The 20,185-nt window shown below is 38.5% G+C and carries 14 protein-coding genes; 4 read left to right on the top strand and 10 right to left on the bottom strand.

The window, feature by feature from the left end:
• Positions 1 to 10 precede the first annotated feature (10 nt).
• The 8 genes from SOI81_RS09740 to SOI81_RS09705 form a co-directional block, all read right to left on the bottom strand.
• A complete protein-coding gene (locus tag SOI81_RS09740; protein ID WP_239975983.1) occupies positions 11 to 2,017 on the bottom strand; it encodes an esterase/lipase family protein in 2,007 nt (668 codons plus the stop codon).
• Between the two features lie 115 nt (positions 2,018 to 2,132).
• Entirely contained in the window at positions 2,133 to 3,074 is a 942-nt protein-coding gene (locus SOI81_RS09735) for an ABUW_2363 family tetratricopeptide repeat lipoprotein (protein WP_016141290.1), read from the bottom strand.
• A 105-nt stretch (positions 3,075 to 3,179) separates the two neighbouring features.
• A complete protein-coding gene (cysE, locus tag SOI81_RS09730) occupies positions 3,180 to 3,998 on the bottom strand; it encodes a serine O-acetyltransferase (protein WP_016141289.1) in 819 nt (272 codons plus the stop codon).
• Positions 3,991 to 4,830 (bottom strand): RNA methyltransferase, encoded by an 840-nt coding sequence (gene trmJ, locus SOI81_RS09725; protein ID WP_320540606.1) that lies wholly within the window; start codon positions 4,828 to 4,830, stop codon positions 3,991 to 3,993. The genes cysE and trmJ overlap by 8 nt, the downstream gene beginning before the upstream one ends.
• Before the next feature lie 14 nt (positions 4,831 to 4,844).
• A complete protein-coding gene (gene dnaE / locus SOI81_RS09720; protein ID WP_320540605.1) occupies positions 4,845 to 8,408 on the bottom strand; it encodes a DNA polymerase III subunit alpha in 3,564 nt (1,187 codons plus the stop codon).
• A 198-nt stretch (positions 8,409 to 8,606) separates the two neighbouring features.
• Positions 8,607 to 9,674, bottom strand: coding sequence for a type II asparaginase (aspQ, locus tag SOI81_RS09715; protein ID WP_014206524.1), 1,068 nt, complete (start codon positions 9,672 to 9,674; stop codon positions 8,607 to 8,609).
• Between the two features lie 674 nt (positions 9,675 to 10,348).
• On the bottom strand, positions 10,349 to 11,656 hold the full coding sequence (locus SOI81_RS09710) for a dicarboxylate/amino acid:cation symporter (protein WP_239976782.1): 1,308 nt from the start codon (positions 11,654 to 11,656) through the stop codon (positions 10,349 to 10,351).
• A gap of 474 nt (positions 11,657 to 12,130) precedes the next feature.
• The gene (locus SOI81_RS09705) at positions 12,131 to 13,561 is read right to left on the bottom strand and encodes a pyridoxal phosphate-dependent aminotransferase (RefSeq protein WP_320540604.1); all 1,431 of its coding nucleotides are present in this window, start codon (positions 13,559 to 13,561) and stop codon (positions 12,131 to 12,133) included.
• Positions 13,562 to 13,801: 240 nt separating this feature from the next.
• Here SOI81_RS09705 and msrB point away from each other — a divergent pair, with 240 nt between their 5' ends.
• The 4 genes from msrB to SOI81_RS09685 all read left to right on the top strand — a co-directional run bounded on the left by msrB (position 13,802) and on the right by SOI81_RS09685 (position 16,245).
• The gene (gene msrB / locus SOI81_RS09700) at positions 13,802 to 14,221 is read left to right on the top strand and encodes a peptide-methionine (R)-S-oxide reductase MsrB (RefSeq protein ID WP_016141284.1); all 420 of its coding nucleotides are present in this window, start codon (positions 13,802 to 13,804) and stop codon (positions 14,219 to 14,221) included.
• A complete protein-coding gene (gpo, locus tag SOI81_RS09695) occupies positions 14,218 to 14,703 on the top strand; it encodes a glutathione peroxidase (protein ID WP_016141283.1) in 486 nt (161 codons plus the stop codon). The genes msrB and gpo overlap by 4 nt, the downstream gene beginning before the upstream one ends.
• An 8-nt stretch (positions 14,704 to 14,711) precedes the next feature.
• Positions 14,712 to 15,548 carry an AraC family transcriptional regulator gene (locus SOI81_RS09690; RefSeq protein WP_320540603.1) on the top strand — a complete coding sequence of 279 codons (837 nt, stop codon included), beginning with the start codon at positions 14,712 to 14,714 and terminating at the stop codon, positions 15,546 to 15,548.
• Positions 15,549 to 15,612: 64 nt separating this feature from the next.
• Entirely contained in the window at positions 15,613 to 16,245 is a 633-nt protein-coding gene (locus SOI81_RS09685) for a LysE family translocator (protein ID WP_320540602.1), read from the top strand.
• Positions 16,246 to 16,300: 55 nt separating this feature from the next.
• Here the strand turns inward: SOI81_RS09685 and dapC are convergent, their stop codons facing one another.
• Both dapC and glnD read right to left on the bottom strand, forming a co-directional pair.
• Complete coding sequence (gene dapC / locus SOI81_RS09680; RefSeq protein WP_320541578.1) at positions 16,301 to 17,470, bottom strand: succinyldiaminopimelate transaminase; 1,170 nt, start codon at positions 17,468 to 17,470, stop codon at positions 16,301 to 16,303.
• Between the two features lie 25 nt (positions 17,471 to 17,495).
• Positions 17,496 to 20,159: a [protein-PII] uridylyltransferase gene (gene glnD / locus SOI81_RS09675; protein WP_224991722.1), complete on the bottom strand. Its 2,664-nt coding sequence runs from the start codon at positions 20,157 to 20,159 to the stop codon at positions 17,496 to 17,498.
• Between the last annotated feature and the right edge of the window lie 26 nt (positions 20,160 to 20,185).

Here is a 20,185-nt window from a genome sequence, read left to right as displayed (position 1 = left end):
CTTTTTCTTTTTATGGTTTATATAAACCATGTTCGACTAAATGTTCTCGTAAAATACGACGCAGTTCTAATACAGCTTGTGGTGTAAGCTGGATTGAGTGACCACCTGGAAGAACTTTTTCTGACTTTGCTCCGTCTAAGTGAGCACTTTTATACGGAACGATACCATCGGTAATTACATTTGGATCATCGCTCTTGGTTATATTTCCCATAATTGAATGGAAAACTAAGCCTTGGTGTGGATTAATATCTTTTGTGAGTTCCATAAATTTAGATTGATGACTTAAATCGCTTGGTCCATTTTGAATCAAACCATTGTCAATATTACTCAAGAAATCTTTAACATCTAAATTTTCGGTTGTCAGAGAGGTGGCTACAGCCGACAAAAATGCACCCGGTAAGCGAATAATTTTACGCGCTGCTAAGGTAAACCAACGGTCTGCATAATCTGTACCTCGATGAGGGGAAGCTAAGAAAATTGCGCGATCAAAATTATTGATTGAATGCATTTGCAATCGTTCAGTAATCATTGGATGTTTTTTAAAGCGATTTTGCTGGCGGATCGTCATTAGCTCTAAGGCTGGTTTAGTAATATCTCCATCACTCACCAGTAAACGGCTAATAATGCCTCCCATGCTATGTCCTACAAGAACAGCATCATGGGCGGCCGGGTCGCTTGGGTTTAGCGAACTAAAAGCTTGTTTGAGTAGTGCATAAATTTGGAAACGGCTTTCCAAAATTGGCATGTTAGTTGAATAAAAGACTTGCCAAACTTGATAATTGTCTCTTAATACCGTATCGCCCATAACATCATTGGTGAGCGCAATCCAAGCTTCGGGGCTACTTGCCAAACCATGTACTAATACAATAATTTTCTTATTTGGATTGTATGGTTCAAGCATGTAGAGGTGCGGCATAGTTAAATGCTGATCGCGGTCAATCAGACTTAAATAGGCTGCGACTCCTAGGTTGTTTTCGGCTAACCATAGACCATAAGGCGCTGAAAAGTTAGCAGCTAGAGGATATTGTTTACCAGCTACCTTAATATTATCTGTCCGATATGGGTCGTAAACTCGGATTACGAATTCAGGATTATTAATAATTTCTTCAACAGTATTTGCGTGTTTTGGTTCAGCTACAATCGTCGCAGCTAAGTAGCGTGCATGATGAATATTTGGATTCACACCATTTTTATAATTGTATTTAAGGGGATCTAAAATATATTCATTAATATCTTCGCTTCCTGAACTCGGGAAAACAGCCACAAATTCAGACCCAAAGCCATCACGGCGGTTAATAGTTCTTAAACCTGAAAAATTTAAGTTATAACTTGAAATTAATTTTTCTAATTTTTGACCTGTTAACTGTCTATGAAACTCAAAGTCAATTGAGTAAACACTTTTACCAATGTGAATTTGTGGTTCAACCACATTTTTCTTGGGGTGCCTTAAATCATAAACACTGACCATTTTGGCAATTGCTTGATTATAGAAGTCGCGAATTTGAACCTGTCTATTATCAAAAATACGGTCATTAGGCTGACGTTTTGTTGAAAATAGATACGCGTAGCTATAACGAATACTTTTATCGAGTAAATTTAATTGCTGGTCTAAGCAGTTATCATAACTATTCTGGATACTCTTTTGTTCTTCTTCAGATTTATGTTTGGTAAATCTACTTACTTTGCAGTCAGAGCTATCTGATAAAGCCATTGCTTTTGCGAGATACATCTCACTTGCAGCTGATAAGAATTGTTCATCTAAAATTTGAGGAAGGTTTTTGAGTTGATTTACACAGGTTTCAGGGGTGTCTGTACAAACTTTAGCTTCCTGACCCGACATAGATAAAACATTCAGGCTTGCTTCGCTGAGTTTATCTTGCGTAAGAATACTATTACGTTCATTTGCAATCGTTACATTTAAAGCTTGCTGTTTAACATTTACGACCTGACATCCACTCAGAATTGAACCGAGTAGCATGACCGTCAGCAGTGTTTTGTTTCTTTTTATTGAAAACATTAGGGTCAAAATATAGTGGCTCAATGGTAGGTAGATCATACAAATTTTAAAGTAATTTTCAAATGATCAAATATAAAAAAGGGCTGTCAAAACAGCCCTTTTTAAATCATTAAACTTACTTTTTAGGTGTTTGTGTAGGAGTAGCAGGAGACATAGCCGGGTTAGTCAAAACTTGCCATACATTCCAACGACCTTGTTTTTCAATTTCTTGAATTAAACGATCAGCAACTTCAGCTTCATCTGGATATTTAACTTTATAATTCTTCAATGTCTGAATCGCGTTTTTCTTTTGCTCCATCGCAATATAGTTATTGGCTGCAGCTAGATATGCTTCTTGGACATTACCTTTAATGGCTTTGTCTAAATATGGAATGGCTTCACGTTGGCCGCCACCTTCAGATAAACCAAAACCAAACCAGAAGTTTGTTTCCGCATCATCTGGATTAATTTTTAAAAGTCTTTGAGCATATTCTAAAGATTTAGTGGTATGAACAGTACCTAAATCAAGGTTACGTGCAAGAACACTTGCTTTAAAAGCACGAAGTAGAATATCAAATGATGCATTTTCATTTGCAGCAAGTGTATCGAGTTGCTGTGTTACTTCTTTAAGCTTACTTTCAAAGCCTTTACGTTCCTGACGGTCAGTAAAGCGAGGTGGGTAGTGACGTGCTTTACCTTCTACTAACTGTAAGAAGTCATCAATAGACGTTACGTCAATTTCATTCTCACCCGCTAAAACTGCATATTTCATTGAGCGTTGTGAATTATTTACAGTCGGAACAATGAGTTTGTTAACATCGAGAGTAAGCTGTTTGGTCGGATCATCTTGACGATTAACCACCATTTTTGTTACAGGCTGTGCAGCAGCATCTTTTAATGCAACTTCAAATGCCGGTGGCTGATCATAGTTAAAAGGATTTAGTGCATAAAAAGGAGGAGTAAGCTCTGGTTCCTTGAAAACAAAAGGCTCAATTTTTTGTTGTTTTACAGGTGCCATTGTACAAGCGGTTAAACTTGAGGTCGCAAGGAGTATATATGCCAAAGGCTTAAAATTCATAGGATCTTCCGTTCATTTTAGTAAAGTCAGATTTGGTACAGGTAAGTCTAGGAAAAGCTAAACCGACATGCAAGGGTAAGCGTGTTACATTATGAATCAAGAATATTACGTTTTTGATGTCTTGGTTTGCGCACCGCATTCACGACGAACTTCTTCAAGAATTTTTAACTCTTCATCGCTAAAAGGTTGCTGATCCTGACTTTCTTTTTTAAAACTAGGGTCTAGCTCTGATAAACGCTGACATAAATTATTCATACGTGTTTCATTGTGCTGAATACGATCAAGTAAAACTCGCATACCATCTAAAATAGGGTCTGACTGATCAGCAGCCGTGGTCGCATATGGGGCGAAACCAATACTTTGTGCATAATCACGACGACGTTCTTCATCTTTATCTTTAGTTTTGTCTGCATCTTTATAAATATAGCGAGCAGGGTTGCCTACAGCAGTCACACCGGCAGGAACGGCTTTAGTTACAACTGCATTTGAACCGACTTTTGCACCTTTACCCACCGTAAATGGGCCTAAGATTTTCGCACCCGCACCAACCACCACGCCATCTTCTAAAGTTGGGTGACGTTTGCCGGTCTTCCATGTTGTACCACCTAAGGTTACCCCATGATAAAGCGTTACATCGTCGCCAATTTCAGCAGTTTCACCAATCACAACACCCATGCCATGATCAATAAAAAAACGCTTACCAATTTTAGCGCCTGGATGAATTTCAATACCTGTTGCAAAACGGCTAAATGAAGAAAGTAGGCGAGCTGCACCTTTACAATCTTTTTGCCATAATTCATGCGCGACACGATGCATCATAATTGCATGAATGCCAGGGTAGGTGGTAAGAACTTCGAGTGTATTGCGTGCAGCAGGATCTCGCGCAAATACAGCCTTTATATCTTCTTTAAGCTGTTTAAGCATTGGGTTGATCCTCCTTGTCAGATAATGCTTTTTTCCATTTACCACTTGTTAGGGCTTGTACACGACTAAAAATACCGCGAAGTAAATGATATTCCATACGATCTAATTGTATACGACCAAATAAACGACGCAAGCGTAAAGGTAATAAACGTGGATTGTCTGGATCTAAAAATTCAATTTCAGTCAACATTTTTTCTAGATGAGGATAAAACTCTTCCATTTGTTGCTGAGTCACCAATGGTTCATCCCATTGCATGCTTTGACCTTGAACTAATGACATTTCTTCTGCATCTTGGTCCACGTTTTGTTGCTCTAGAGCAGACATGCGAAGTTCGTAACATACGACTTGGATTGCTTGCGCAACATTTAATACGCCATAGTCAGGATTTACAGGAATTGTTAAATGATAATTGGCCAGTGCTAATTCTTCGTTTGTTAAACCACGATCTTCACGGCCAAAAACAATCGCAATTTGTTGCCCTTGAGTGGTAGCTTTAATGGCTTCTTTAGCTGCAGGTCGTACATCAAGTAGAGGCCAAGGAATGGTGCGGCTACGTGCACTTGTTCCAAACACTAAATGGCAATCTTTAATGGCATCTTCTAAAGTATCTACAATCTCAAGATGTTCAAATAAATCTTGAGCACCAGCAGCGAGCGCTTGTATATCTGGATGCGGATATGTTTTTGGAGCAACCAGAACTAATTTAATTAGTCCCATTGTTTTCATGGCACGTAAAGCGCTGCCAATATTAGCAGGCAAAGTGGTATTTACCATGACAATACGCACTTGTGCTAACTGTTTTGACACAGTAGTGTGATCAAACGAACTCATAAGATTTCCAGAAATTACGAATATTGAGAAACTTCGCTTTGGTATAAATCCAATGCATCGTCCATGGACATGCCTGCAGGAGGAGAGGCAACAGTTTGCGGACGGACAGGTTCTGCTGCTTTAGCTGCTTTCGACTTTACTTGATATTCAATGTAAATATTATCTTTACCAAAATAATCTCTGAGTTTAGCAAGTAATTCATCTAGAGGAGCGACTTTCCATTGCGGACCAAGTTGAAGCTCTGCTTGAGCATAAGGTTGATCTATCAGGAGTTGTAAGGTGATATGTTGATGCATATCTACATTGCAAAATGGCAAGATGATATTTTGCAGATCTTTTGCCAAAGTAGCTTGCATAAACTCTTCTGCTAATTTGATCTGAATACTATTGGCACGTTTTTGTCGTATTTCATTTAAAGTAAAGGCTTTGTTCAAACGTCCCATTGGACGATCAAAGCCTTCTCTTTCATAAATTTCGCCTTCAAAGACGACAACGCGCTCAACTTGGATAATATCTTTAAAACGTTGGAAACGTTCATGATTACAACTTACTTCAATACGAGCGGTACCGTCATCTAGTACGATAACTACACGGTTTGGAAAGTTTGCAACGTCAATCACTAGTCCTGCATAAACTGTTGTAACACCACGACGTGTAGCCGTAATTTCATTAAGTTTTACAGGAATAAAAGCTTTAAGTTCTTGTCGGTAAACATCAATTGGATGGCCCGTTAAATATAACCCAAGCGTATCTTTTTCGCCTTTTAGACGAACTTCATCACTCCACGGTTTTACCGGTTTAGCTGGTTTACGTTGAACTTCTTCAACTTCACCAAACAAATCCATAATACCGCTTTCACGGTTACTGCGTGCTTGTTCGGCAGCTTGCACAGCTTCAGGCAATTGAGCCATCAAGCTTGCACGTTCGATTCCTAAGCAATCGAGTGCGCCTGCACGGATTAATGCCTCTAAAGTACGCTTATTAATTTTTTTCAGATCAATACGATGGCAAAAATCAAATAGATCCGTATAAGGGCCAAACTGTCGACGAGAGTCAATCACGGACTGCATGGCTTGCTCGCCAACACCTTTAATCGCACCTAAACCATATACAATCGTTTTATCATCGCTCGCATGGAAATGATAAGTCGACATGTTGACGGATGGTGGTAAAACTTCTAGGCCATTATTTCGGCAGTCATCAATTAAAAATACAACACTGTCGGTGTTCTGCATTTCCGATGACATTACCGCTGCCATAAACTCAGCAGGATAATGAGCTTTTAACCATGCAGTATGGTAGGCAACGAGGGCATAAGCAGCAGCGTGAGATTTGTTAAAACCATAGCCTGCGAACTTTTCCATATAGTCAAAGATATGGTTGGCTGTACTTTCGTCAATTCCTTTTTCAGCAGCACCTGCTAAGAAAATTTGACGCTGCTTAACCATCTCCTCAGGTTTCTTTTTACCCATTGCACGACGTAGTAAGTCAGCGCCACCGAGTGTATAACCCGCACAAATCTGTGCCGTCTGCATAACCTGTTCTTGGTAAACCATAATCCCGTAAGTTGGTTCTAATACACCTTCAAGAAGGGGGTGAAGATATTCAAAATCCCCACCATGCATACGGTGAATAAAGTCAGGAATCAGGTCCATTGGGCCAGGGCGGTACAATGATACGAACGCAATAATCTCTTCAAATTTACTTGGACGTGCTTCTTTAAGCATTCGTTTCATGCCGACGGATTCAAACTGGAATACCGCGGTTGTATTTGCATCGGCAAAGACAGAATATGCTTTAGCATCATCAAGTGGAACATGCGAAATAATGAGTGGATCATTACTATCGCGGTTTTTATTGATATTTTGAATTGCGTCTTCAATAACGGTTAAGTTACGTAAACCCAAGAAGTCGAACTTAACGAGACCGGCTGCCTCTACATCGTCTTTATCGTATTGCGCAACACGGCTGGTTCCGTCTTCATCACAAAGTACAGCCGAGAAATCGGTAATCTTACCCGGTGCAATGACAACACCACCAGCATGTTTACCGGTATTTCGGGTAATACCTTCTAATTTTAATGCCATTTCCCAGATTTCACTGGCATCGTCATTATCTGGATTAGATGGATTGGTAACAATATCTTTAAGCTGAGGTTCCATCTCAATAGCAGTGGCTAAGTCTACACCAAGTGGTTTAGTAGGTACCATTTTTGAGATACGGTCAGCTAAACCGTAAGATTTACCTAATACACGGGCAACGTCACGAATCGCACCTTTTGCTGCCATCGTACCGAAAGTTGCAATTTGCGAAACGGCTTCACGTCCATAAGTGCGTGAAACATAATCAATAACGCGGTCACGTCCAGCAATACAGAAGTCGACATCAAAGTCGGGCATCGAAACACGTTCTGGGTTTAAGAAACGTTCGAAAAGTAGATCGTAACGAAGAGGATCAAGATCGGTAATTTTTAAACTATATGCAACAAGAGAACCCGCACCTGAACCACGGCCTGGACCCACAGGAACGCCGTTATTTTTTGCCCATTGAATGAAGTCCATGACGATAAGGAAGTAACCCGGGAACCCCATTTTCAGGATAATACCGACTTCATAATCAATTCGTTCATCGTAAGGCTTACGAATTTCTAGCCAATCTTCGCCACGTTTTTCGACAGGGTAAAGATAATCTAAACGTTCTTCTAAACCTACTTTTGACAAATGTTCAAAGTAAGTGTCGATGGTAAAACCATCTGGAATTGGGTAATCAGGTAAAAAGTAGGTGCCAAGTTGTAGGCTAACATTACAGCGTTTTGCAATGTTATAGGTGTTTTCGATAGCACTTGGGATATCAGAAAACAATTCGATCATTTCATCGGAGGTTTTAAAGTGCTGTTCAGGGCTATATAAACGTGGACGACGATCATCTGCTAATACATAGCCATCAGCAATACAAACACGAGCTTCGTGTGCCTCAAAATCTTCTTTTTCTACAAAGTGCACATCATTATGCGCAACTACACCCACATTATAGTAGGCAGCAAGTTTTGCGGCCTCTTGAATAAAATCTTCTTCACCAGGACGGTCAGTACGTGTTAAAGCAAGATAAACACGATTACCAAATTTTTCGATCCATGCTTCTAAAAGAGGAGCTGCTTTTTGAGGGTTAGATGAACAAAGCATCTGACCCACATCACTATGCTGGCCAAGTAAAACGATAATATCTTGATGCTGTTCAAGTACCCATTCTTTTTTTACACATGGAATACTGAGTTGTTGACCTTCAATAAAACCGCGTGAAACGATTTCGGTCAGACTTTTCCAGCCTACATTACTCATTGCAAGTAAAGTTGCACGATGTTGTGCATCATCAAGGCGGATTGTGCTACCTAAAAGCGGTTTAATCCCTTTTTTTAAACAAGAATTATAAAATTTTACCGCTGCATGCAGGTTTGAAAGGTCGGTTAATGCCAGCGCTGGCATTTGGTCTTTAACCGCAGCGTTGACCAAGTCAGGTATGCGAACTATCGACTCTGTAATCGAAAATTCTGTATAAATACCGAGATGAACAAACTGCATAAACCAATCCTTAATACGACTGCAGCATAGTTTAGCACGCAAAGTTAAAACGAAATGCTTAATATTTTGGCAAACTGTTAAGGATTTTATTATTTAAGAAGAATGATTTGAACATCTATTGTACAGATTTAATATAAAAGAGCTTGTTTTTATTAAATAGGACCAGTCCAAACCTTATGTTTGGACTGGTTGAAAAGCTTAGTACTGCCAGAACATGCGTTGAATTTCTTTCGTATCATTCGTCTTAGTAAGAGCTAAGGCTGCAAGAAGACGCGCTTTTTGTGGGTTTAAATCATGTGCTGCTACCCAACCATATTTAGAGTCAGGTTGTTCTGCATCACGTAATACAAAACCTTGTGCAACACGTGACGAACGGATAATTTGGATACCGTTTTTGTCGTGAAGATTTTGTAAGGTTGGTACGATATATTTTGGTACAGAGCCGTTACCTGTACCAGCGTTAATAATCGCTTTAGCACCAGCTTTTGCATATGCTTCATATGCATCTGGAAGCATAGAGTCCGAACCATAAACGATCTGTACAGTTGGAAGTGCATCGCCTTTAATATTTTCAATATTAAATTCTGAAGCATTGGTGTGACGTTTTACAGATTGTCTGAACCAGTACGGCTTGCCTTCAACTAATGTACCTAAAGCACCCCATTGGCTAACAAAAGCATTTGTATGGATGTTAATGCCTTTAGTTACATCACGTGCAGCAAAAATAGAATCGTTCATGAGAACCATAACGCCCTTATTTTTTGCATCATCGGAAGCTGCCAAAGCAACTGCACTATAAAGGTTAAGCGGACCATCTGCTGAAAGAGCAGTTGAAGGACGCATTGAACCAACAAGTACAATTGGTTTATCAGTATGAACAACCAAATTTAAGAAAAATGCTGTCTCTTCTAAAGTATCTGTACCGTGGGTAATCACGACACCATTAACAGATGGCTTTTTAACAAGTTCATTAACTTGACGAGCAATTTCTAATAATTCCTTATCAGTAATACTCTCAGAAGCGATTTGTAATGCCTGAATACCAGTTACATTTGCTAAATCTTTGATTTGTGGAACTGCGTTGATTAGCGTATCAACAGGAACCTTTGCAGCAGTATAAGTTGCACTGTTTGCCGAGCTTGCGCCAGCACCAGCGATAGTACCGCCAGTTGCAACAACAACAACATTATTTTTTGCATAAAGTGGGAGAGAGCAGGCTAATAAGCCCATCGCTAAACCTAAAGATTTAACAGTTTTAGTCAACATCGAAAATATCCTTATGAAGTGACGAAGTAAAAGTTTGTTGAATAAGTCTGCTTTTCCTAAGCAAAATACATACCATGTAAAACATATTCATAACTTGTTTGAATAAGAAGCATCCCTGAATAGCATTTTGTTTCATCAACAATAGCTTAGTCATTGCTTTTATTTAGCGTTAATAAATAACATGAATAAAATAAAAAATCTATTAAGTTTTTCTAATTTATCTCGATTTGTTTATTTTTTAATATAAGTAAAACAAATGATTTTTTTATCTTTATAAAATTAAAAAATAATAGGAGAGATAGAACTTTAATTTACTATTTGGTGTTTTTTATGTTATTGATTTTTTATTGTTATAATTTAATTTAACTATTTTTTATAATTTTTAAAAATGAACTAAATATTAATTTTATTAAATTAATATAATTAAACGCGAATAAAATGAATTAAAAATTAATCATTTGATATTCATTTTCAATAATATAAATTTTGTTTGCGTAATTTTTATTCTATTTTTAAGGTTTAATTTAAGAAAATTTAATAGTACTTTAAAATCATTATTTAATATAAAAATATGTGCGTATTTCTAACCCTTAACTTGAGAATAAAAAAAAGAGCAATTTTATAAGGTCATATAAAATTGCTCTTAAGTTGGGAGAGTGGGAGAAAAGAGAAACTTAAGCGATCGTTTGTTCTTGAGTTGATTTAATTAATACAGATTCTGGTAATTCTTCAGTATCGGTCACTTTGTCGCCTTCAAGCTTGGCAACAACTGCGGTCGCAATACTGTTACCTACTACATTTGTTGCAGTACGGCCCATATCAAGGAACTGATCGATACCGAGCAATAAAAGGATGCCAGCTTCAGGCAAGTGGAACATGGTGAGTGTTGCTGAAATAACGACAATTGAAGCTCGTGAAACACCTGCAATACCTTTACTTGTTACCATGAGAGTTAACAAAATTAAGATTTGTTGAGTAAAGCTAAGATCAATGTTGTACGCTTGAGCAATAAACAGTACTGCAAACGTGGTGTACATCATTGAACCATCTAGGTTAAATGAATAGCCTAAAGGTAATACGAAGCTCGTTACTTTCTTAGGCACACCAAACTTATTTAGTGCATCCATTACTTTAGGGTAGGCTGATTCGCTTGAAGCTGTAGCAAAAGCGAGCGTTACAGGTTCACGAATTAATTTGCCTAAGCGAAAGATATCTTTTTTAAGTACGATTGCACCGACAGAGAATAAGATGATCCACAGTAATAAAAGACCGAAGTAGAACTCTGCGATTAAGATGCCATAATCAACAATCAAACCTAAACCCTGTACTGTAATGGCTGAAGCGATTGCTGCAAATACTGCTACAGGTGCAAACATCATGACGTAATCGGTAATGCGGAACATGATCTTGCTTAGTTCATCAGTCAAACGAATAATCACTGAATCTTTTTCTTTGCCTTGATTTACAAAAGCGAGAGCTGAACCAAAGAAAATAGAGAAAACAAGGACCTGTAAAATATCATTATTTGCCATTGCTTCTGTAATGCTGCGAGGGAACACATGGCTGATGAATGATTGCAGGGTAAAACCACTCGTTGTTGGAAGAGAAGCGCCACTCAATTGCTGAGCTGTTGGTAATGCTAAATCTAGAGCCGCACCAGGTTGGAAAAAGTTTGCTAAGCCCATGCCGATCGCAAGCGATACAAACGAAGCGGTAATGAACCAAGTCATCGACTTAACGGTAATACTGCCGATTGATGTTGATTTTCCCATTGAGACAATGCCCGAAACAATTGTGGCAAATACCAATGGAGCAATAATCATTTTGATAAGACGCAAAAAGATGTCTGTACCAATGTTGAAATAAGAAGCGATCTGTTTGAGTTGTTCACCTTCATTGAAGAAGTGGTGACAAATCCAACCTGTTAGTACGCCAAGTAAAATAGCAATAACAATATACTTGAGCAATTTCTTTTGCTTCATATGAACCTCTATCCATTTGATTCAATCATCCTTTGATGGGATTTGGATAATTGAAAGCTTTCCTTGTTAGTTCAGTCCGGTCGTTTTAACGATTTTATCTTCCTAGATCTGTATCTGTTTTAACCGAATCGAATATGGCGATGTTGTTATGGAGAGGGATTGTTGCTCGATTTTGAAGCAGTGTGAAATGCAAAAATATATTGAACCATGCATTTTTTGCATAATAAAAATTGGCTAAGTTAACAGAATATAAGTAATTTTGAACGTATGGTAAAAAATATATGGATAAAAACGTGCACTATCTTTTACACTTAAAAAAATGAATAGGTGTACAAAAATATTTTAACTTCAATATCTTATTTTTGGAGAGTAAGGTGTGGGGAAGCTCTATAATTCTTCTTTTACAAAAATGAATAAACCAGAATTATAAAAAAGGCACCTAGTTTAAGATGCCTTTTTTATTATGCATTTTTTTTAACGACGGTTGGCTAAGAAACGGCCTAGTCGTGTAATTGCTTCACGTAATTCATTTTCGGCAGGTAGGAAAACCACACGGAAATGATCGGGTGTTGGCCAGTTAAAGCCCGTGCCTTGAACCAATAAGACTTTTTCCGCGCGCAGCAAATCAAGCATTAATTTTTCATCATCTTCGATTGGGTAGATGTTTGGATCGAGGCGTGGGAAACAGTACATTGCTCCATCTGGTTTTACACAGCTCACCCCAGGAATCTCATTAAGCATTTCCCAGGCGATATTACGTTGCTCGTATAAACGACCACCGGGACGGATCAAGTCATTAATAGATTGATAACCGCCTAGGGCAGTTTGGATTGCATATTGAGCTTGAACGTTTGCACATAGACGCATTGATGCCAACATGTCTAATCCTTCGATATAGTCGGCAGCACGGCTTTTATCGCCAGTGATTGCCATCCAACCTGAGCGGAAGCCTGCAATACGATAAGCTTTTGATAGGCCGTTAAAAGATACACAAAGCTGGTCGCCCGCTAATGATGCTACTGAAACATGTTCAATACCGTCATAAATAATTTTGTCGTAAATTTCATCGGCAAATAAAATTAGATCATATTTTTTCGCAAGCGCTACAATCTGTTCAAGAATATGACGTGGGTAAACCGAACCCGTCGGGTTATTAGGGTTAATGATGACAATACCACGAGTATTCGGAGTAATTTTACTTTCAATATCAGCAATATCCGGATACCAGCTATTTTCTTCATCACATTTATAGTGAATTGCTGTACCGCCTGAAAGATTAACGGCTGCTGTCCAAAGTGGGTAATCCGGCATTGGAATAAGCATTTCATCTCCGTCATCTAATAGGCCTTGCATAGCCATGACGATGAGCTCAGACACACCGTTACCCACATACACGTCATTAACGTGCATATTTAAGATGCCTTTTTGCTGGTAGTACTGGCAGATCGCTTTACGTGCCGGAAAGATACCTTTTGAATCTACATAACCAATCGCATTTGGTAGGTTTAAAGCAACGTCATTAATAATTTCTTGTGGTGCTTCAAAGCCAAATGGAGCAGGGTTACCGATATTCAGCTTAATAATTTTATGTCCTTGCTCTTCCATTTCATTGGCGGCTCGCAATACTGGTCCACGAATGTCATAGCAAACATGCTCAAGCTTCGATGATTTTTTAATTTCTCGAGAAGTTGGCATGGATTGGAGAGTAGCAGTATTTTTAGACATAGCTGGATTCACTTTTGCATATCGGTATAAATAACTTTTAAATGTTTTAACTGTTACCAAATTCAGATCATGTTGATCTTTCAATAGTTCAACAATTTTTTCATGGGTAAAACCCGATTGTTGATATTGTTTAATAACTGGTAGTAGTTGCTGGAAAAGCACACTTTTTTTCTGAGACATGTTTTGTCCTGTACAACCGTGCCACACAAGAATAGCACCATCTTTGCTTCCTTGGAAGAAAATAAAATGTAAATTTGCTTACTTTTACTTTTGTATTTTGCTTACTTTTTGCTTTCTATGGCTTAGTTGTTTAAATTCCAACAATTTTTACGTTCAGAGACTAGTGTTTTTTTGATGAATGGCGTAAATATAAAATACGTTTATCAATTTATGTTTACATCAGAATAAAAGGTGCAGGTCATGGGAAAAGTTAATAAAACAGACCGAGAATGGCAAAGAGAGTTATCACCTGAAGAATATCGGATAACGCGACAAAAGGGCACTGAACCAGCATTTACGGGGCAATACTGGAATACGAAGCAACATGGTACATATGTATGCCGTTGCTGCGGTGCAGAATTGTTCTCATCAGATACAAAATATGACAGCGGGTGCGGCTGGCCAAGTTTCTTTCGTCCGATCAATGGTGCTGTCATTGATGAACATGAAGATTTAACGCATGGTATGGTCAGAACGGAAATAGTTTGTCATGATTGCGAGGCTCATTTAGGGCATGTATTTGAAGATGGACCACAGCCGACTGGTTTGCGCTATTGTGTAAACTCGGCATCATTACAACTGAAAACACAAGAAAAAAATGATGAGGAAACCTATCCATGAGTAATATTTATCAGTTTGAAGCTGAGCTATTAGAGGGTGAAGTTAAGCAATTGGCTGATTACAAAGGTAAAGTTTTACTAATTGTAAATACTGCAAGTAAATGTGGTTTTACACCACAATTTGCTGGTCTTGAAAAGCTTTATGAAAAATATAAAGATCAAGGATTAGAAATTTTAGGTTTTCCCTGCAATCAGTTTGGTGGGCAAGATCCGGGAACTAATAAAGAAATCGGTAGTTTTTGTCAGCGTAACTATGGGGTGAAATTTCCCATGTTTGCTAAAGTTGATGTAAAAGGCCCGGAAGCCCACGTGATTTTCAGATATTTAACACGTGAAGCTAAAGGTATTTTAGGCAGTAGTAGTATTAAGTGGAACTTCACCAAATTTTTGGTAGGTAAAGATGGTGCTGTTCTAAATCGCTATGCACCTACGACTAAACCAGAAGCTTTAGAAGCTGACATTGAAAAAGCATTGGCGAGTTAATCGTTTAAATGAGCGCTATTCCTCCAGCCTTTGAGTTTTGGCAAGATGGGCGAATGCCGTATGTTCAAACTAGAAGGTCTTGTTTTAGCCGAACATGTTATAAGTCACATAGTCACCCAACCTTTTCTATTGGGGCTATCGATGAGGGGAATAGCGTTTTTCAAAGCTCATTTGGTACGTCCCAAAAGATTAGTGCTGGTACTTTGGTTATTGTACCGGCACATATTGAGCATTCATGTAATCCTTTGCCAGATCAAGCTTGGAGCTACCAGATGCTACATTTGGATATCTCATGGCTTAAGCAATGGTTTACAGAGTTTCAAAAAGAGGGCTTTGATTTAAATTTACCCCAGCATAGACCCCTTATTATAAAAGATGAGTCTTTATATCAGGCTTTTTCTATTATGAATGAGACTTTATTCGACCCTCAAAAGTTAATTATTGAAAAAGAACAATCATTGATTTATTGCCTTACTCAATTATTACTCCCTCATTTCATATTAGAAGAAATACAGAAAACTCAATATTTGTATGAAGATTTCTTGGACTTAATTAATATTATTAAATCGTCAGAGCGATTTATTTCTTTAGAAGCGCTTGCTGAGCAGGTAGGCCTGAGCCGATATGCAATCATTCGTTTATTTAAAGCCAATGTTGGCCTAACACCACATGCATTTCAAATTAATTTAAAAATTAATCAAGCTAGAGCCCAGTTGAAACAAGGAATTTCACTCGTAGAATTGGCAATAAATTTAGGTTTTAGTGATCAGAGCCATTTTCATAAAGCTTTCAAAGCGCATACAGGAATCACTCCTCGTCAGTTCCAACTTGCAGCCGCGCAATAATTTACAAGAAATTAATTTTCGCTATTTTTAAGCTACTCCATACAGTTTTAAAGATGAAATCGTTATGGAAGTTTTTTTGGTTATTGCCTTTACCCACTTTTTAGCATTGTTATCTCCAGGTCCAGATTTTTTTCTTATTCTTACTAGTCTTTTGCAAAAAGGTCGTCGTTATACCTATGGTGTTGTTTTAGGAGTTACCTTGGGCAATGCCTTGATCTTAATGGTTTGTCTATTTGGATTTATGATGCTTGGCAATTTAAGTACAACCATTCTTTTAGTACTTAAATGGATGGGGGCTGGATATTTAGCTTATCTGAGTTTTCTTTGTTTTAAAGCAGCCCAAGGTGCTAACGTAAATATGACGGTTGAAGAAAATATTTTGGTTAAACAAGAGTTCAGTTATAAAAATAAGATTAAAAGCTTAGCTTTGGGTTTGCAGTCCAGTCTTCTAAATCCTAAAAATATAATGTTCTACAGCAGTTTAATGCTGCTTATTCAAAAGGATGTTAGCTTATTTCAAAAATTGCTCATGAGTACATGGATGGTCGGAGTGGTTTTAATCTGGAATATCTTATTGGTTAAACTACTTGCTCAGAGACGAGTTTTAGACAAGATTAAGCGCTCTGCGACAGGTTTATACTATTGTTCTGGTATCGCTTTTATTATTTTTGCTGTACTTTTGATTACATATAAATAGTGTTGTAGCCCAGTTGTACGACCTGAGGAAAGGGGTACAACTGGTAAGAAGACGCTTACAGAATCGCTTTTAAACGCTTAACCACTTCTTCACATTGTGCTAAGTCTGCCACTAAAGCCATGCGTACATGGTTGGCGCCTGGGTTACCTTGCTCGGTATCACGAGATAAATAACGACCCGGTAAAACTTTAATGTGTGCTTTTTCCATAAGCATTTTGGCAAAAGTTTCATCATTATCGACTTTTAACCAGTAATAAAAACCAGCGTCTGGCTTTTGTAATGGAAGTAAATGTCCTAGCTCTGATTGAAATAAGTCAAATTTTGCACGATATTGCTTACGGTTTTCTTCAACATGGTTTTCGTCATTCCATGCTGCAATTGATGCAAGCTGATGTTGAACAGGCATTGCCGCGCCGTGATAGGTACGGTATTGCAAATATGGTTTTAATAGTTCAGCATCACCCGCTACAAAACCTGAGCGTAGACCCGGTAAATTTGAGCGTTTAGACAGTGAATGGAAAACGATACAGTTCTTATAGTCATCACGACCAAGTTCAGCACAAACTTCTAATAGACCAGTAGGTGCTTGGTCGAACCAAAGTTCTGAATAGCACTCATCGGAAGCAATAACAAAATTATATTGATCAGATAAGGCAATCAGCTTTTTGAATTGTTCTTTAGAAAGTACCGTACCTGTTGGGTTGCCCGGTGTGCATACAAAAAGAAGAGCTGTCTTTTCCCAAACTTCGGCTGGTACAGCATCAAAGTCGCCTAAGTAACCATTTTCTTCAGTGCAATTAATGAAGTAGGGCTTTGCACCAGCAAGTAATGCGGCACCTTCGTAAATTTGATAAAACGGGTTTGGCATCACCACATAAGGTGCATCTTCACGATTAATTAACGCCTGTACAAAAGAGAAAATACCTTCACGAGTACCAGACACAGGCAAAATGTGGTTTTCAGCACTAATATTGTTAAGTTTAAAGCGCTTGGTTAACCAATCTGCAATGCTTTGGCGAAGCTCAGGTAAGCCTTTGCTGTTTGGATAAGTTGATAGATGGTTAAAGTTATCAATAATAGCCTGTTTAACAAACTCTGGTGCTGGATGCTTCGGTTCGCCAATTGATAAAGGAATCAAGGGAAGGTTAGCAGGAGTAGTATCCTTAAAAAGTTGGTTTAACTTTTCAAATGGATACGGGTGTAATAACGACAAGCTAGAGTTCATTAAACAGTTACCAAGTAGTTGAGTTTCAGTGCTGACAAATTTGATTAGATGCTTCATCTAATGCAGCTTTCAGTTTTTCCGAGAAGAGTTTGACCTCTTCGTTATTCAGCGGTTTTCCATCCTTTTTGGTGACAAAGAAAATATCTTCTGCACGTTCACCTAAAGTTGCGATTCGAGCTGAATGGATGTCTAAACCTTGCATCATAAATAAACCACCCACGCGTGCAAGTAGGCCAGGATGATCAAGTGTTGAAATTTCGACCATATTTTGCTGTAACGCTTCATTCAATGTTACGTCGACTGTATTTTCAATATCAAAGTGACGTAATTGACGTGGAATACGGCGCTGCATGAGCCCTGGGTATTGATCTGGTTGGCTAAGTGCCTTCACTAATGCATTTTTAACCGTTTCTTCACGTTCTGGGTCAGTAAGTAACGTACCGAAACGATCAAGTACAACATAGGTGTCTAAGCTAAAAGCTGTACTTGCGGTGATAATTTTTGCGTCTTGAACGTCTAGGTTCATTCGGTCTAAAACTGCAACAGTGGTGGCAAACAGGTTAGGTTGATCGCGTGTATAAATAAAGATCTGTACTGCATCTTGAGCTGCTTTACGGTGAGCACGCAAGAGGACTAATGGCTCAGGATTATCGCCGTGTTTTAAAATGGCTTGTGTGTGCCATGCAATTTCATCTGCCGATTCTTTAATGAAGTATTCATCACCAAGTTCTTGCCATACTTTTTCGACATCTGCCAATGAGAAGTTATTTACCAGTAATTCACTTGCTGCAAATTTGGTATCTTCAATCAGCATTTGATAATCAACAGGACGACCTAAACCGGTACGGATTACATCACGAGCATGCGTATAAAGTTGACGCATAAGAGAGGCGCGCCATGTATTCCAAAGTTTTGGGTTTGTCGCATTAATATCGGCAACTGTTAAAGTGTATAGATAATCGAGATGCTCCATATCACCAAGTTTTTCAGCGAAATCTTTAACAACATCCGGATCGGAAATATCTTTTTTCTGAGCTGTTAAAGACATGAGTAAATGGTTTTGAATGAGCCATGCAATTAATTTACATTCACGCTCTGTAAAGCCATGTGCACGTCCAAACTCAATAGCATCTTCTGCACCAAGTTCACTATGGTCACCACCGCGACCTTTTGCAATGTCATGGAATAAAGCAGCAATAAACACAATATCTTGACGGGCAAGACGTTGGAAAACAGAACTTACCACAGGGAATTCTTTAGCGAATTCGGGTTCTCTAAAACGGTTTAAATTGCGAAGTAATAATAATGTGTGAGCATCGACTGTATAGATATGGAATAGGTCATATTGCATAAGACCCATAATTTGGCCAAAAGCAGGAATGTAGTTTCCTAAAACACCATAACGCTTCATCGCAACCAAAGTATCATATAGACGATACGGTGAACGAATAATCGACATAAATAGTGCTTGATGCTCCGGATTGTCGCGATAACTTTGGTTGATTCGTTTCGCAGCAAGAATGAGTAAGCGTAAAGTCCGGGCGCGAATGCCTTCAATATCTGGTCGATTGGCTAAAATATAGAACAGTTCTAAAATCGCGCTTGGGTGTTCTGCGAATATTTTATGATGCTGTACGGCAAGCTTATTGTCGACAATTTTAAAATGATTGTTAACTTCTTCAATTTTGCGTTCGTAGTTTGGTAAACGAGGGGTAATGACCGATTCGCTAAAATACGCCAGTAGCATTTCATTGAGTGTTGAAACCTGTTGTGCTGTACGGTAGTAGCGTTTCATGAATTGTTCAACACCGTAATTTACAGGTTGACCTTCTTGGCGCACATACCCAAATTTAGCGGCGATCTCTCTTTGGTGGTCAAAGAGTAAGCGGTTTTCATCACGTTTGGCTAAACGGTGTAAATGGTGACGGATTTCCCAAAGAAAACTTTCAGCTTCTTCTAAAACTGCAAGTTCAAACTCTGAAATGAAACCTAAATGCACTAAATCATAAATACGGTTTACTCGGAAGTGGCGTTTAGCAATCCAGCCAATCTGGTTAATATCTCGGATACCACCTGGTGCATTTTTAATGTCAGGTTCTAAATTACTTTCTGTATTATTGTGTTGGTGATAACGCTTGGCTTGCTCTGCCATTTTTGCGTCATAAAATGTTTTGTCTGTCCACGTTTGCGAAACAATACGGCGAGGCCATTTTGCAAGTTGGCTATTGCCCGTAATTAATCGCGCTTCAATTAAAGTGGTTGCAACGGTTAAATCGGTCGCGGCTTGTTCAACACAGCTTTGAATGGTGCGAACGCTAATACCGGGTTTGAAATTACCAACGTCCCATAAAGAGGAAATAAAAGTAGAGATGCGTTTTTCATTTTCTTCGTTAATTTCATGTTCCGATAAAATCATGATATCAACGTCAGAATAGGGCAACATTTCACGTCGCCCATAACCACCTACCGCAAATAAGCCGAGTCCAGTCTGGTCGAGTTCGGCATGTTTCCATAAAAAGATCAGTGCTTCATCAACGAGGTCTGAGCGCGCTTTAATTACATCCCGAATAGATTGCCCATTTTCATATGAATCTTGCAATTGCTTTTCTACATCCGTTCGCCACTGATTAATGGCTTTAATATCATGATGGCTTGTAACGTAGTTCAACAATGGCGATGTATTGATCATGAAAATAGGTCTACCAATAAATAAAT

The sequence above is a fragment of the Acinetobacter pittii genome, assembly GCF_034067285.1.
GTDB lineage: Bacteria > Pseudomonadota > Gammaproteobacteria > Pseudomonadales > Moraxellaceae > Acinetobacter > Acinetobacter pittii_E.
Note: the sequence above shows the minus strand (reverse complement) of the source record. Positions and strands in the feature narration are given on the sequence as shown.

Coding starts and splice junctions, on each gene's coding strand:
- SOI81_RS09740 (WP_239975983.1), bottom strand. CDS start 2,017: ATGTTTTCAATAAAAAGAAACAAAACACTGCTGACGGTCATGCTACTC.
- trmJ (WP_320540606.1), bottom strand. CDS start 4,830: ATGAGTTCGTTTGATCACACTACTGTGTCAAAACAGTTAGCACAAGTG.
- aspQ (WP_014206524.1), bottom strand. CDS start 9,674: ATGTTGACTAAAACTGTTAAATCTTTAGGTTTAGCGATGGGCTTATTA.
- SOI81_RS09735 (WP_016141290.1), bottom strand. CDS start 3,074: ATGAATTTTAAGCCTTTGGCATATATACTCCTTGCGACCTCAAGTTTA.
- SOI81_RS09710 (WP_239976782.1), bottom strand. CDS start 11,656: ATGAAGCAAAAGAAATTGCTCAAGTATATTGTTATTGCTATTTTACTT.
- SOI81_RS09705 (WP_320540604.1), bottom strand. CDS start 13,561: ATGTCTCAGAAAAAAAGTGTGCTTTTCCAGCAACTACTACCAGTTATT.
- cysE (WP_016141289.1), bottom strand. CDS start 3,998: ATGCTTAAACAGCTTAAAGAAGATATAAAGGCTGTATTTGCGCGAGAT.
- SOI81_RS09690 (WP_320540603.1), top strand. CDS start 14,712: ATGAGCGCTATTCCTCCAGCCTTTGAGTTTTGGCAAGATGGGCGAATG.
- glnD (WP_224991722.1), bottom strand. CDS start 20,159: ATGATCAATACATCGCCATTGTTGAACTACGTTACAAGCCATCATGAT.
- dapC (WP_320541578.1), bottom strand. CDS start 17,470: ATGAACTCTAGCTTGTCGTTATTACACCCGTATCCATTTGAAAAGTTA.
- msrB (WP_016141284.1), top strand. CDS start 13,802: ATGGGAAAAGTTAATAAAACAGACCGAGAATGGCAAAGAGAGTTATCA.
- SOI81_RS09685 (WP_320540602.1), top strand. CDS start 15,613: ATGGAAGTTTTTTTGGTTATTGCCTTTACCCACTTTTTAGCATTGTTA.
- dnaE (WP_320540605.1), bottom strand. CDS start 8,408: ATGCAGTTTGTTCATCTCGGTATTTATACAGAATTTTCGATTACAGAG.
- gpo (WP_016141283.1), top strand. CDS start 14,218: ATGAGTAATATTTATCAGTTTGAAGCTGAGCTATTAGAGGGTGAAGTT.